General features: G+C 66.7%; 14 protein-coding genes. 7 read left to right on the top strand and 7 right to left on the bottom strand.

Going from position 1 to position 13885, the window contains the following annotated elements; all coding sequences use genetic code 11:
• The first annotated feature begins 17 nt into the window (after nt 1-17).
• From IRG63_RS08555 to IRG63_RS08530, 6 genes are all read left to right on the top strand, one after another.
• On the top strand, nt 18-1058 hold the full coding sequence (locus IRG63_RS08555; protein ID WP_193509872.1) for an NAD/NADP octopine/nopaline dehydrogenase family protein: 1041 nt from the start codon (nt 18-20) through the stop codon (nt 1056-1058).
• Nucleotides 1059-1068: 10 nt separating this feature from the next.
• Complete coding sequence (locus tag IRG63_RS08550) at nt 1069-1983, top strand: amino acid ABC transporter permease (protein WP_168626723.1); 915 nt, start codon at nt 1069-1071, stop codon at nt 1981-1983.
• A 117-nt stretch (nt 1984-2100) separates the two neighbouring features.
• Nucleotides 2101-2997 (top strand): transporter substrate-binding domain-containing protein, encoded by an 897-nt coding sequence (locus IRG63_RS08545; protein WP_193509871.1) that lies wholly within the window; start codon nt 2101-2103, stop codon nt 2995-2997.
• Between the two features lie 76 nt (nt 2998-3073).
• The gene (locus tag IRG63_RS08540) at nt 3074-4282 is read left to right on the top strand and encodes an LVIVD repeat-containing protein (RefSeq protein WP_193509870.1); all 1209 of its coding nucleotides are present in this window, start codon (nt 3074-3076) and stop codon (nt 4280-4282) included.
• A gap of 29 nt (nt 4283-4311) precedes the next feature.
• Complete coding sequence (locus IRG63_RS08535; protein WP_193509869.1) at nt 4312-5091, top strand: cyclase family protein; 780 nt, start codon at nt 4312-4314, stop codon at nt 5089-5091.
• Nucleotides 5088-6329, top strand: coding sequence for a fumarylacetoacetate hydrolase family protein (locus IRG63_RS08530; protein ID WP_349236153.1), 1242 nt, complete (start codon nt 5088-5090; stop codon nt 6327-6329). Before IRG63_RS08535 ends, IRG63_RS08530 begins: the two co-directional genes overlap by 4 nt.
• 1 nt (nt 6330) lies before the next feature.
• Here the strand turns inward: IRG63_RS08530 and IRG63_RS14090 are convergent, their stop codons facing one another.
• Nucleotides 6331-7386 (bottom strand): class I SAM-dependent methyltransferase, encoded by a 1056-nt coding sequence (locus IRG63_RS14090; RefSeq protein ID WP_370566215.1) that lies wholly within the window; start codon nt 7384-7386, stop codon nt 6331-6333.
• Nucleotides 7387-7503: 117 nt separating this feature from the next.
• Here IRG63_RS14090 and ispG point away from each other — a divergent pair, with 117 nt between their 5' ends.
• Nucleotides 7504-8652, top strand: a complete 1149-nt coding sequence (gene ispG / locus IRG63_RS08520) for a flavodoxin-dependent (E)-4-hydroxy-3-methylbut-2-enyl-diphosphate synthase (protein WP_193509868.1) — start codon at nt 7504-7506, stop codon at nt 8650-8652.
• Here ispG and IRG63_RS08515 read toward each other — a convergent pair.
• The 6 genes from IRG63_RS08515 to IRG63_RS08490 all read right to left on the bottom strand — a co-directional run bounded on the left by IRG63_RS08515 (nt 8649) and on the right by IRG63_RS08490 (nt 13845).
• On the bottom strand, nt 8649-9128 hold the full coding sequence (locus IRG63_RS08515) for a 2'-5' RNA ligase family protein (RefSeq protein ID WP_193509867.1): 480 nt from the start codon (nt 9126-9128) through the stop codon (nt 8649-8651). The two genes, ispG and IRG63_RS08515, sit on opposite strands and share 4 nt — an antisense overlap.
• A gap of 12 nt (nt 9129-9140) precedes the next feature.
• The gene (locus tag IRG63_RS08510; protein ID WP_168626728.1) at nt 9141-9908 is read right to left on the bottom strand and encodes a putative protein N(5)-glutamine methyltransferase; all 768 of its coding nucleotides are present in this window, start codon (nt 9906-9908) and stop codon (nt 9141-9143) included.
• Nucleotides 9905-11167 (bottom strand): dihydrolipoamide acetyltransferase family protein, encoded by a 1263-nt coding sequence (locus IRG63_RS08505; RefSeq protein ID WP_370566214.1) that lies wholly within the window; start codon nt 11165-11167, stop codon nt 9905-9907. The genes IRG63_RS08510 and IRG63_RS08505 overlap by 4 nt, the downstream gene beginning before the upstream one ends.
• The gene (locus IRG63_RS08500) at nt 11164-12159 is read right to left on the bottom strand and encodes an alpha-ketoacid dehydrogenase subunit beta (RefSeq protein WP_168626730.1); all 996 of its coding nucleotides are present in this window, start codon (nt 12157-12159) and stop codon (nt 11164-11166) included. Before IRG63_RS08500 ends, IRG63_RS08505 begins: the two co-directional genes overlap by 4 nt.
• The gene (gene pdhA / locus IRG63_RS08495) at nt 12156-13256 is read right to left on the bottom strand and encodes a pyruvate dehydrogenase (acetyl-transferring) E1 component subunit alpha (protein WP_193509864.1); all 1101 of its coding nucleotides are present in this window, start codon (nt 13254-13256) and stop codon (nt 12156-12158) included. The genes IRG63_RS08500 and pdhA overlap by 4 nt, the downstream gene beginning before the upstream one ends.
• A 109-nt stretch (nt 13257-13365) precedes the next feature.
• Nucleotides 13366-13845, bottom strand: a complete 480-nt coding sequence (locus IRG63_RS08490; RefSeq protein WP_193509863.1) for an Lrp/AsnC family transcriptional regulator — start codon at nt 13843-13845, stop codon at nt 13366-13368.
• Nucleotides 13846-13885: the final 40 nt, after the last annotated feature.

Genomic DNA, 13885 nt, shown 5'->3' with positions numbered 1-13885 from the left:
GAAGCTAGGAGAACAACGTGACTCTGGTCGTCATTGGAGACAACGCCGAGCGCTCACTTCCGGTTGCCGCCGTCGCGGCGCTGACAAGCGGGGAGCGCGTGCTCTTCACGAGCGAGCATGGCGCGGGCGAGCATTCCGTGCAGGTCGAGGGGACCGGCCTCAGCGGCACAGCGGTCATCGAAGCGGTAGCCCAGGACGCACAGTTCGAGGGCGACAGCTACGTGATCGCGGCGCCGGCCAAGGATCTCGAGTCCTTGCTGAGCGTGAGGCCCGAGCAGTTCGCGGGCAAACTGGTGCTGCTGGGCCCCGGTGGGTTCGGTGGAGCGCTGTTGGCCACCGAGCTGTTCCGCAGGTGGGGCATCGAGTCACCGATCTTCGGTGAGGTCCCGGGCTGGATCGCGGGCGGATCGCTCTCCGGGGACCGGGTGAACATCGCCATGCGCAAGCGAAACCTGGACATCGCGGGCGCCTCCGACGAGGACACGGCGGCACTGCTCGACCACTTCTCGCGGTATCTGCCGGAGCTCGTGGCCGCGGATTTCCTGACGACCTCGCTGTCCAACATCAACGCCACCATCCACCCGCCTCTCGCGATCCTCAACGCCACCCGAATCGAGAACGGCGAGGACTGGCACTACTGGGACGAGGGCCTCACGCCCGGCGTCGCTCGCCTGATGGACGCCATCGACAGCGAACGGGTGAACGTGGTGACAGCGCTCGGCGGTAGTCCCCGCACGCTGCTCGAAGGGGCACTCAACTCCTACGGTGGCGATGGAATGCAGGGCGATACCTTCTTCGACGCGGTCAAGGTGTTCCCGCTCTATCGCAACCGTCTCGGGCCCAAGCAGCTTGACTCCCGCTTCCTCACCGACGACGTGCCCTACGGCATTGCCGCCTACGAGCAACTGGCCGAACGCATCGGCGTTGACCATGCCGCGCTCACGGCTGTTCGTGTGCTGTCCGAGGTCATCCTCGGCCGAGAGCTGAGGGCGGACACGGCCGCTGTCGAGGCCATCGTCCAGTACGCGACTGAGCGTAGCTTCGCCGGTTCGAAGTGAGGTGCAGGGGATGACCACCAATGCTGCAACCGTGCCGGATCGAACTGAGCACCAGAAGGTCGCCGCAATGCCGATCCGGCGGCGTTTCGAGCTCAAGCGCTGGGTTGCCGCGGCGATCGCGATCCTTGTCGTGCTCTCGGTCATCGATTTCCTCCGCAGCCCCGGCTGGAAGTGGGATGTCGTCGCGGCGAATCTCTTCTCGGATGACGTGCTCGAGGGAGTCAGCCGCACGCTGCTGCTCACCGTGACGGCGCTCGCATGCGGGACCATCATCGGCCTGCTCGTGTGCATGGCGCGACTGTCCCGGTTCGCGGCGCTGCGGGTCATGGCACTCGCGTACATCTGGCTCGTCCGGGCGCTGCCGATCATGGTGGTGCTGCTGTTCATCTACTTTCTTGCGGCATTGGTTCCCACTCTCGGCCTCGGCATTCCGGGTCTTCCGGCACTATTTGAGATCGAAACCAAGCACGTCGTCACCCAGTTCGGTGCGGCGTTGCTTGGTCTCTCACTGTATTTCGGAGGGAAGGCGGCCGAGATCTTCCGCGGCGGCTATCTGGCCGTGGGGGCAGGCCAGCATGAGGCCTCGCATGCGCTTGGTTTGAGTGGGCCGACGAAGCTCGCGCGCGTGACCGGACCACAGGCCATCCGGGTGTTGATCCCGCCGCTCGCCAATGAGGTCGTGACGATGTTCAAGAACACGTCGATCGTCACGGTCATCGGCTATGGCGAACTGCTGACGACGGTGCAGAAGGTGTACGCGCAGAACGGGGAGACCATCCCGATGCTCACGGTCGCGTGCGTCTGGTACCTCGGGCTGACAAGTGTGCTCATGGTCGGACAGATCTGGGTTGAGCGCAGGTTCGGACGAGGATTCAACCGGCGTGTCAATTTCAAGGCTCAGGACACCGGGAGGGCGGACTCCTAGCCGCGCGTGATGCGCCCCAAGGCGTCAGCGGTGGCGGTCACCGCTGGTGAGACGAGAGAGCAATGCTCTATCGCCGACAAGAACCGAGAGCAGTACCCACCAAGAGAGGAAGCAAAGATGCTACTGAAGAACAAAGTGGCCGTCGCCGGAGCGCTCGTCGCACTGCTCGGTCTGAGCGCGTGTGCCAACCCAGGCGAGGCTGCCACCCCGGGGTCGGACATCGAAACCACCACGGAGGTCGCGCTCGTGCAGGAGATCGCGGACATGCTGCCGGCGGAGATCGCCAAGCGTGGCACGCTCCAGATCGGCGCAACCAGCACCAACATGCCGGCTCAGTTCACCGACGAGGCTGGCGAGCTGGTCGGTGTTGCCATCGAGCTGTACGACGCTGCAGCCACCGTGCTTGGGCTCAAGGCCGAGTTCGACGTCGTCACGTTCGACGCGCTGCAGCCGGGTGTTGATTCAGGGCGCTACGACCTGGCCACAATGGGTGACAACATCGACCGTCAGAAGCTTTTCGACATCATCTCGATCTACAAGAACGGCTTCGCGGTACTCGCAAACAACACGTTCGAGAAGGATGACGTCGACTACCTCACCGGACTGTGCGGCCACTCGGTGGCGGGTACCAAGGGCACGCTCGTCGACCGCACCATGACTGCGGCGTCCGAGGAGTGCGTCGCCAACGGCGAAGAGGCGATCGACTTCCACACCTACGTTGACAACGCCGGTGTTGCGCTCGCTGTCAAGAGTGAGCAGGACGAGGTCGGAGTGCTCGAGATCATCGTCGCGCTCGCCTACGCGGATCGCGACTCTGACAACCTCCGCGTCGCGGGCTTGGTGCAGAACACCACGAGCGGCCCCGCGATCAAGAAGGGCAACGACGAACTGCGCGATGCATTCCACGCAGCGCTGCAGCACCTGGTGGAGATCGGTTTCTACGAGGAGCTCATGTCCAAGTACGGCATCAAGGACATGATGATCCCGGACATGCCGATCAACAACGCCAAGTAGTCACATCCGCGACCGGCGAGGGCGTCCCCGGATGCCCTCGCCGGTTACGCGTCAGAGAGCAACAAGGAGAAGGAAGATGCACGACAGCCCGACCACCGATGTGAGCCAGCTGAACGCCGAGGCGCGCGGCCTGAGAGTCATTGGCCACACCGACCTGAACGGGTCGGGCGACGCTATGCACGTCAACTTCTACGACAAGTACGCGTACGTCGGGCACATGGGAGACAGGAGCATCGGCACTTCCGTGGTCGACATCTCAGATCCCACGAACCCGAGGGTCGTCTACCAAATGGAAAAGCCCGACGGCGTCCGCACCCACAAGGTGCAGATCCTGGGCGACATCCTGCTGGTCAATCAGGAGATCTACCCCAACGCGCAGCCGGATCCGGCGCTTCCTACCGGCTTCAAGGTGTTCTCGCTCGAGGATCCGACCCGGCCGCGCGAGCTGGCTTATTACCACATGCCTGGTCACGGCGTGCACCGGTTCAAGTACATCGAAGAGCCCTACGTCTACATGAGCGGAAGCGATCTGGGCTTCGACCGGCAGATCTTCATGATCTTCGACCTTAGCGATCCCGCGAACCCGGTCGAGGTGTCCCGGTGGTGGCTGCCCGGCATGAACCACGGTGCGGGGGAGGAGTCGCGCTGGCACTCGGGCCGGGACGTCTGGCACCACCACGCGAACATCGTGGGAGACCGAGCCTACTGTTCGTGGTGGGATGGCGGGGTTGTCATCCTCGACATCGCCGACAAGAGCGCCCCGAAGCTCGTCAAGCACATCATCCTGGACGACCTCGCGAGCCCGCCTCAGGTATCTGGCTCGGTGCACTCGGTGCTGCCCATCCCGGAGCGGAATCTGCTGATCGTCACCGAGGAGGAGATCGTCGACGACCTCGCCACCCAGAAGAAGTACGTGAGGGTGTTCGACATCTCCGATGAGCAGCGTCCCCGGCAGATTTCGATCCTGCCCGAGCCGCAGGGTGACTTCCACACTCGCGGTGGGCGCTTCGGTCCGCACAACCTTCACGAGATGCGCGCTGGCACCTACCAGAGCGTCGACGAGGTGTTCGTGACTTATTTCAGTGCGGGCGTGCGGGTCTACGACCTCAGCGATCCGTTCAGTCCGCGCGAACTGGCCTACCACGTCCCCCCATCGCCAGACGGAAAGCGTGCCATCCAGATGAACGACCTCATCGTGAACTCGGACGGCCTCATCTACGCCACCGATCGGCACGACGGCGGCATGTACATCTTCGAGCGCACCGACGACTGGGGCGTGCGCTGAGGAGTCTCAGCGCTGATCAAGGAGCAAGGATGCGCAGAATCGTTGACCTGTCGGTGCCTTTGAAGTCGGGAATCGCCTCCGACCCGCCGGGGATGGAACCCAAGATCAACTACATCGATCACACCCAGTCGCGAGACGCGATGTTGAGCTACTTTCCCGGTGCGACGGCAGCCGACCTGCCGGACGGCGAGGCGTGGGCCGTGGAGCAAGTCGACCTCTCCACCCACAACGGCACTCACCTCGACGCGCCTTACCACTACGCGTCGACCATGAATGGTGGCGAGCGCGCAATGACCATCGATGAGGTCCCGCTCGAGTGGTGCTTCCAGAACGGCGTCAAGCTCGACTTTCGCGACGCAGCCGACGGCTACGTGCTGACGCCGGCTGACATCGATGCCGAACTCGCGCGCATCGGCTACGAGTTGCAGCCGCTGGACATCGTCATGGTGAACACGAGCGCCGGCGCCCGCTACGGGGAAGACGATTACGTGTCCCGCGGCTGTGGAGTGGGCCGGGAAGCGACGCTGCACCTGCTGCGCCAAGGCGTGCGCGTCACGGGAACCGACGCGTGGAGCTGGGATGCCCCGTTCAGCTACACCGCCAAGCGCTACGCGCAAGACCGCGATGCGGGCATCATCTGGGAAGGGCACCGGGCAGGCCGCGACATCGGCTACTGCCATATCGAGAAGCTGCACAACCTCGAAGCGGTGCCAGCGTTCGGCTTCCAGGTCTCGTGCTTCCCGGTGAAGATCCATAAGGCTTCGGCCGGCTGGACCCGCGCGGTTGCGATCTTCGAGGATGCATCGTGAGCGCCGCGCAAACGGGAAGCATCGCGGATATCCACGGCACCCAGGGCTTCGGTCTGAACAACCTGCCCTACGGTTCCTTCGACGCCGGCGCCGGCTTCCGGCCCGGCGTCCGCATCGGCGACTCGGTGGTCGACCTGCGAGCCGCGCTCGCTGGACACCCCCGGGTGTCGGACGCGCTCCGCGTTGCACTCGACACGCCGTCCCTTGATGGCATCCTCGCCGCTGGCCATCTCGTATGGGCGGAGCTGCGCGAGCTCGTGACGGTCCTGCTTGGCGAGACTCCGGTCGACGACAGGCTGTCGAAGACCGTTCACGCCATCGCATCCGTGCGCATCGGCATGCCGTTCACGGTGTCCGATTACGTCGACTTCTACACCTCGGAGCAGCACGCCCTGAGGGTCGCCGAGATCTTCCAACCGGAGCGCCCCGAATTGTCACGGGCCTGGAAGCACCTGCCGATCGGCTATCACGGACGGTCGGCAACCGTTGTCGCATCCGGGACCGATGTTGTCCGTCCCAAGGGGCTGCGTCTCGACGGCTCGGCCGCAACGTTCGGGCCGACGCGGCAGCTGGACTTCGAGGCGGAGGTTGGCTTCGTCGTCGGGACAACGGATGCCGTGTCCGAGGTGTCGCTCGAAGACGCGAGCCGCCACATCTTCGGGGTCGTGCTGCTGAACGACTGGTCTGCCCGCGACATCCAGATGTTCGAGTCCGCGCCGCTCGGCCCGCACCTGGGCAAGTCGTTTGCCACCGCCATCAGCCCGTGGGTGGTGCCGATCGCGGCGCTCGAGAACGCCCGAGTCCAGCCACCGACCAGAGACACTCCACTCGCGCCGTACCTGGATGACCGCGGCATGCAGCCGTGGGGCTTCGACCTGCGGTTGGCGGTCGAACTCAACGGCGAAGTCATCTCTCGACCGCCGTTCTCCACCCAATACTGGACCGCCGTGCAGATGCTCGCGCACATGACGGTGAACGGCGCGATTCTCCGTTCCGGTGGGCTGTTCGGCTCCGGGACCGTGTCGGGCGAACGGCGTGACCAACGAGGCTGCCTGCTGGAACTGACCTGGAACGGGACCGATCCGCTTCCGCTCGCCGACGGCACGACCATCAGCTACTTAGCCGATGGGGACGAGGTGCGCATCACCGCCACGGCTCCCGGCGCGGGTGGCTCCACCATCTCGTTGGGGGAGGTCACAGGGTGGATCAGCCCGGCGACAGCGATGAAACCCGTCTAGCTCACGGCGTGAGCTCGTAGAAGCGGAAGAAGCCTGCCTCAGCAATCGGAGCGCAGTCGCTGAACCCCGCGTCGAGCGCATATCCGCGCAGCACTGACGGCCTCATGACCGTTCCGGTGGCGACCGACGGCCGGGAGGAACGGCCATCCGGAAGGCACACCAGCAGGCTGAAGCCGTACATCAGCCGTTCGACATCGTCGGATGGGCCGGCGAAGCTCTCGCCAACGGCCTCGTCCATGACGACACAGATCCCGTCGTCCCTCAGCATCGAGCGCATCGCACGCAGGACCCGGACGGGCCTCGGCATGTCGTGGATGCACTCGAACGCCAGGACCACGTCGCAGTGCGCATCGACGGGGTGCTCCGCGATGTTGTCGGAACTGAAAGTCACCCGATCGGCGACTCCCTCTGCCTCCGCATTGCGCCTGGCCATCTCGATCGCCACGGCGTCGATGTCGAAGCCGTTCAGCGTCGCGTTGGGGTAGGCCCTGGCCAGGTGGATGGTCGACCAGCCCGCGCCGCAGCCGACATCGGCGGCCAGCGCATCCGGTTTCGAGAGCAACTCGTGGACTCGCCCCAGCCGGCCGAAGACGTCCGCGAGCTCGTTCTGGAAGAACGGGCGGTTCATGTCGGCTTGCGACTCGCGCATGTCTGGGCCGTACCGGTCCCACGGCACACCGCCGCCGGACCGGTATGCCTCGAGGAGGTCAGGCAGCTGTCCGCCCGCGGCAGTCAGCATGCGAGTCATGGGCGCCAGATAGTTGCTGTCGGTCGCCTCGGTCAGCACCGGCCGGTGCGCGATGGGAAGCGTGAACACCGGATCTGCGCCGCTGAGGTCGACGTCGAGGATGCCGCTTGCGGACTGCTGCTCCAGCCACTCGCGCGCATAGCGCTCGTCGGTCTTCGTGGCAGTGGCGAGCTGGGATGCGGTGACAGCGCGGCCGGCCAGAACCCGGTAGTAGCCGAGGCGATCGCCGATGTAAATCGAGTACATCTCGATCGATCCGAGCGCAGATGCGAAGACCCGCTCTGCGAACTGTTCTGTCGTGAGTGACACTGCTCCTCCATGGCGGGTGACGGTGGCCGGGCCCGGGCACGCAGATTACTCCCCGCATCCGCGAGCCGCCTCGGACGCCGCCGGGAGAGGCACAGCGCACGGACGTAGACTTGAGGCGTGGCAGCAATAAATCTGGGTATGCCCCGAGTCCCCGAAGTACTGGCCCCGAGGCGCAAGACGCGGCAGATCCGGGTCGGCAAGGTTCTCGTCGGAGGCGACGCTCCGGTGAGCGTGCAGTCGATGACCACGACGCAGACCACCAACATCAACGCGACGCTCCAGCAGATTGCGGAGCTCACCGCCACCGGCTGCGACATCGTGCGCGTCGCCGTGCCCCACCAGGAGGACGCCGATGCGCTGAAGATCATCGCCGCCAAGAGCCAGATTCCGGTCATCGCGGACATCCACTTCCAGCCGCGCTACGTCTTCGCCGCCATCGATGCCGGCGTCGGCGCGGTGCGGGTGAACCCGGGGAACATCCGCAAATTCGACGACCAGGTCGGCGCGATCGCGAAGGCCGCCCGTGACGCAGGCGTCAGCATCCGGATCGGCGTGAATGCGGGCTCGCTCGAGCCGAGCCTGCTGCAGAAGCACGGCAAGGCCACTGCGGAAGCGCTCGTCGAGAGCGCGGTGTGGGAGGCGAGCCTGTTCGAGGAGCACGACTTCCACGACTTCAAGATCTCGGTGAAGCACAACGACCCGATCGTCATGGTCAAGGCCTACCGGATGCTTGCCGAGCAGGGCGACTGGCCGCTGCACCTCGGCGTCACCGAGGCAGGCCCGGCGTTCCAGGGCACGATCAAGTCGGCCACCGCGTTCGGCATCCTGCTGGCTGAGGGCATCGGCGACACGATCCGGGTCTCGCTGTCGGCGCCGCCGGTGGAGGAGGTCAAGGTTGGCTTGCAGATCCTGCAGTCGCTGAACCTGCGCGAGCGCAAGCTCGAGATCGTCTCCTGCCCGAGCTGCGGCCGCGCACAGGTCGACGTCTACAGCCTCGCGGACGAGGTCACAGAGGGGCTGCAGGGCATGACGGTGCCCTTGCGCGTCGCCGTCATGGGCTGTGTCGTTAACGGTCCTGGCGAAGCGCGCGAGGCGGACCTCGGTGTCGCATCCGGGAACGGCAAGGGCCAGATCTTCGTCAAGGGCGAGGTCATCAAGACGGTGCCAGAGAGCGAGATCGTCGCGACCCTGCTCGAGGAGGCGCGCCGCATCGCATCCGAGATGCCGGATGCGCCGGTCGGCGAACCCGTCGTCACCACGAGCTAGCGGCCGAGGTCGACCGTTGCGCGCGTGACGCGCGGCGGATCGCCGTGAGGTGTAGCCATGTCGACGAGGGCCAGCTGGGGGAGGGTGTAGCGCTCGCCATCGGTCACCCGCCCGTGCCGTGTCGCCGTGATGTGCGGGCGGTAGCCACGCCCGACATGCGACAGCGTCTCATGGTCGACGAGGCAGCGTCGCAACGTCACCAGCAGGTTGTCGTGCAGCTTCTGGATCCGTCCGTCGTCTGTCACGAGCGAGACGAGCACGTCCTTGCGGTGGCCAAACCAGTCATCCGGCCCCACCGTGATCCGCAGCGGCTCGCGGGCCCGGGCGACCGCGGTCATGGCCTCGCGCAGCTGCTCTGCAGTGCACCGGGTGCGGAACGGCGGCACCACGGTAACGTGCAGCGGCCAGTCGGCGGTGACGAAGCCATCGCCGACGTTCAGCGGCTCAAGCGGCAGGATGATCACGAAGCGGCCCACGCCAGCCTCCCGTCAGTCGGCCGAGCCGATCACGACGGTGGAGTCCAACTTGTCGTCGTGCACGGTCCTTGGCGTGAGGCCGGCGGATGCCATCAGTGCGCTCAGCGTTGCCGCTTGGGTGCGGCCCGTCTCGATCAGCAGGGCGCCGCCGGGTGCGAGCCAATCGGGTGCTGCGGCGATGATGCGGCGTGCGACGTCGAGGCCGTCACTCCCGCCGTCGAGCGCGTGCACCGGCTCGTGGTGGCGCGCTTCGGGCGGCATGAACGGCAGTTCATCCGTCGGCACGTACGGCGCGTTGGCTGCGATGACGTCGATCCTGCCGCGCAGCGACGCGGGAAGCGGCTCGAACAGGTCGCCCGCGAACACGCGCTCTGCCCGGAGGTTTCGCCTGGCGCACGCCACCGCGTTCTCGTCGATGTCGGCCGCAAAGACCTCCACCAACGGCTCCGCCGCCGCGATCACCGCGCCGAGTGCGCCACTGCCGCAGCACAGGTCCAGCACGATCGAGAAGGCATCCGCGAGTGCGAAGGATTCGCGAGCGAGCAGCTCGCTGCGGCGACGCGGCACGAACACTCCGGATGCGACGTGCACGCGCTGCCCGACGAACTGCGCCCAGCCCACCACATGCTCGAGCGGCTCGCCTTCGATGCGGCGGCCGACCAGCGTCTCGAACTCCTCGGCTGTGGTCGCCTCGTCGGCGAGGAGGGCCGCCTCGTCCGCGGCGAACACGCATCCGGCCGCACGCAGGCGGTCGGTGAGGAGTGCGAGTTCCCCGGTCACAGGCTCGGCAGTACGTTCAGCGGGCTCTCGATGCACCGCGCGACGAAGGTGATGAATTCACTGGGCACGTCGCCGTCACAGACCCGGTGGTCGAACACCATCGAGAGCACCATGACCTTGCGCACCGCGAGCTGGCCGTCAACGACCCAGGGCCGGTCGATAATGCGTCCCATGCCGAGCATCGCGACCTCCGGCTGGTTGATGATCGGCGCTGAACCGTCAACGCCGAAGCCACCGTAGTTGTTGAGCGTGAACGTGCCGCCGCGCAGCTGCTCGTTCGGGAAGCCGCCGGTTGCCGCGGTGTCGACGACCGAGGCGATGGCGTCCCGCAGCTGCTGCGTGGTCATCGCGCCAGCACCATGCACGACCGGCACCATCAGACCGCGCGGCGTCTGCGCGGCGAGACCGAGGTTGATGTCGGAGTGCTGCACGATCTCGCCCGCGGCCACGTCGACGGACGAGTTCAGGATCGGGTGCTGCTTGAGACCGGCGATCACGAAGCGTGCGACCAGCGCGAGCAGGCTCCAGCGCTCGCCGGTGGTGCGCTGCAGCTGCTCCTTCGCTTCGAGCAGCGCCGTCGCGTCGACGTCGAGCCAGATGGTTGCCTCCGGCACCTCACGCCGGGACGCGCTCATCCGCTCTGCGATCACCTTGCGGATGCCGGTGAGCGGAATCCGGACGTCGCCGTCGGCGGTGGACTCGGTCGTGCCCGTGAGTTGGGCGATGTGGGCTTCGACGTCGGCGCGCATGACCAGCGAGTCGGGGCCAGACCCCTGGATGCTGGTCGCGTCGATGCCGTGCTCACGCGCGAGCTTGCGCACCAGCGGCGAGACGACGGGGGAGCGGCGGGCGGTGGTGGTCGTGGGAGGTTCGGCTTCGGCCACCGCGGTGCCGCGGCCGTGGAACCGTCCGGCCGGCACGGCACGGTTGGAGGTCTTCCGGGCCGTTGTCCCGTAGCCGATCAGCACGGCGCCGGACCCTTCGTCGCGCAGCGCCGTGCCGGGGACGACATCGCCTCCGCTGGTCTCCTCGACAGTGAGCAGCGGCTGTCCCGCGTGCACGGTCTGCCCCGGCTCGGCGTGAAGCGTGCCGACGACACCCGCGAACGGGCTGGGCAGTTCCACGACCGCCTTGGCCGACTCGACTTCGACGACCGGCTGGTCGATCACGACGGTGTCGCCGGGTGAAACCAGCCAGCGCACCAACTCGGCCTCGGTCAGGCCCTCACCGAGGTCGGGCAGGATGAAATCGCGGCTCACGGCAGCTCCCATTCCCAGGTTGCGAGGGCGTTCAGGATGCGCTCCGGGGTCGGCAGGTAGTACTCCTCGAGCTTGGGGCTGGGGTAGGGGATGTCGAAGCCGGTGATCCGCAGGATCGGTGCGGCCAGGTGATAGAACTCACGTTCGGTGACCCTCGCGGCGACCTCGGCGCCGAAGCCGCCGAATTGGGCCGCCTCGTGGATCACCGCGGCGCGGGAGGTCTTGCGCACCGATGCTCCGACGGTCGCGTCGTCGAACGGGGACAGGCTGCGCAGGTCGATGACCTCGATCGACAGCTCCTCCGCCTCGGCCATCTCGGCGGTCTCCAGCGCGGTCGCCACCGTCGGCCCGTAGGCGATCAGCGTCACGTCCGTGCCCTCCCGCACGACCTTCGCGGTGCCGATCGGCTCGGTTGTGACCGGCAGCGCGACCTCTTGCTTCGACCAGTAGCGGCTCTTCGGCTCCATGAAGATGACCGGGTCGTCGGAGCGGATCGCCTCGCGCATGAGCGAGTACGCGTCAGCCGGATTCGACGGCATCACGACCGTCAGCCCTGGGGTGTGCGTCCAGTACGCCTCCGACGAGTCGGAGTGGTGCTCGACGCCGCCGATGCCACCGGATGCTGGGATCCGGATGACCATGGGAAGCGCGACGCGTCCCTTGGTGCGGTTGTGCATCTTCGCGACGTGGGAGACGATCTGCTCGAACGCCGGGTAGCTGAATGCGTCGAACTGCATCTCCACGACCGGGCGCATGCCGTACATCGCCATGCCGACCGCGGTGCCGACGATGCCGGACTCAGCCAGCGGTGAGTCCCAGACGCGGTTCTCGCCGAACTCGGCCTGCAGCCCGTCGGTGACCCGGAACACCCCGCCGAGCGGGCCGACGTCCTCCCCGTAGACGACGACGGTCGGGTCCTCGGCGATCGCGTCTCGCAGCGCGGCGTTCAGCGCCGCAGCCATCGTGATCGGCTTCGCCTCTGTTGTCGTCATCGGTTCCCCTCGGCCTTCAGGAATTCGCGCTGCTCGACCAGGGACGGCCGCTCGTTCACGTACACGTGCGCGAACAGGTCCATCGGGTCAAGAACGGGCTCTGCGCTCATCGCCTCACGGGTCGCGGCGGCTCTTCGCTCGCCCTCAGCCGTGATCTCGTCCCGGTCGGCGTCGCTCAGGGCATCCTGCGAGACGAGGTAGCGCTCGAGCCGCTCGAGCGGGTCCTTGCCCTTCCAGATCGCGACGTCGTCCGCGGTGCGGTAGCGGGTCGGGTCATCCGAGTTGGTGTGAGCCTCCACCCGGTAGGTGAGGCACTCGACGATGGTCGGGCCGTCGCCGCGGCGTGCGCGCTCCATCGCCCGCGACATGACCGCGTAGACGGCCGCTGCGTCATTGCCGTCGACGTAGTAGCCGGGGATGCCGTAGCCGATCGCCCGGTCGGCGAGCGTGCGAGCGCGGGTCTGCTTGGACAGGGGCACACTGATCGCGAACTGGTTGTTCTGCACCACGAATACCGTCGGCGCCTGCCAGACGCCGGCGAAGTTGAACGCCTCGTGGGTGTCGCCCTCGCTGGACGCGCCGTCGCCGATGAACGTCACTGTCGCGATCCGCTCGCCGTTCAGCTTGGCCGCGGTCGCGTAGCCGACGGCGTGAAGGGCCTGTGTCGCGAGTGGTGTCGCCTGCACCGAGGTGCGGTGCTTCTTCGGGTCCCAGCCGCTGTGCCAGTCGCCGCGGAAGCCCTGCAGCAGTTCGCCCGGGTCGATGCCTCTGGTCATCAGCGCGATCGAGTCGCGGTAGGTGGGGAACAGCCAATCCTGCTCGGTCATCGCGAGGACGGTGCCGATCTCGCACGCTTCCTGGCCGAGCGCCGACGGGTAGGTCGCCAGCCGACCCTGACGGGTGAGTGCGGTCACCTGGGCGTCCCAGCGCCGGGCGATCGCCATCCGGCGATACAGCTCCTTGAGCGTCGCCACGGGCGGAAGTTCGAACCCCTGCCTGGCGCTCGAGCGCACCGCGCGCCCCTCGTCGTCGATCAGTCGCAGCGGCTCCGGGTCGGGCAGGCCGACGGTCGGTTTGGTCTCAACATTGAGGCTCATACCCCATATCGTGCGCCCGATTCCCGGGGCTGATCGGCAGTTTTCAGCGAATCCGAACGCTTGGCGCTCGCACACCCTAAGGCAGTGCCATCCGTCCGCGAAAAACGCGTCAGAGCTGCCAACTGTCCGTCGACTGCTCGGGCGGTGTGCCCGTCCGTTCCTCAAGGATGATGTACGACCGCGTCGACGCGACGCCCGAGATGTTCCGGACGCGACGCAGGATCGTCTCGGACAGTGCGTCGTGATCCGGGGCGCTCACGGTGAGCAGGATGTCGATGTCGCCGCTGAGCGCCTGCACGCGTTCCACGAACGGCAGAGAGGCGAGCTCCTCGGACACGCTCTGCCACGCGCTGTCGACCTTGACGATGACGATCGCGGTGAGGGGCAGGCCGAGCGCCTCGCGATCCACCGTCGCCGTGAAACCGGTGATCACGCCGTCGTCGATCAGGCGGGTGAGCCTGGTGTTGGCGGCGGTGCGGGAGATGTGCACGCGCTCCGCAAGCGAACGGATGGAGAGCCTCGCATCCTGACCGAGCTCGGCGATGATCCGCCTGTCGACCGAGTCGAGCGCGCGCTGCCGCTCCGCCATCGCCTGCCCCTCCACCCTCGCTAAGGCACCAGCGTAGTCA

This window comes from Cryobacterium sp. BB736 (assembly GCF_014980265.1).
GTDB lineage: Bacteria > Actinomycetota > Actinomycetes > Actinomycetales > Microbacteriaceae > Terrimesophilobacter.
The sequence above is the reverse complement of the archived record's forward strand: the minus strand, read 5'-3'. Positions and strand labels throughout refer to the sequence as shown.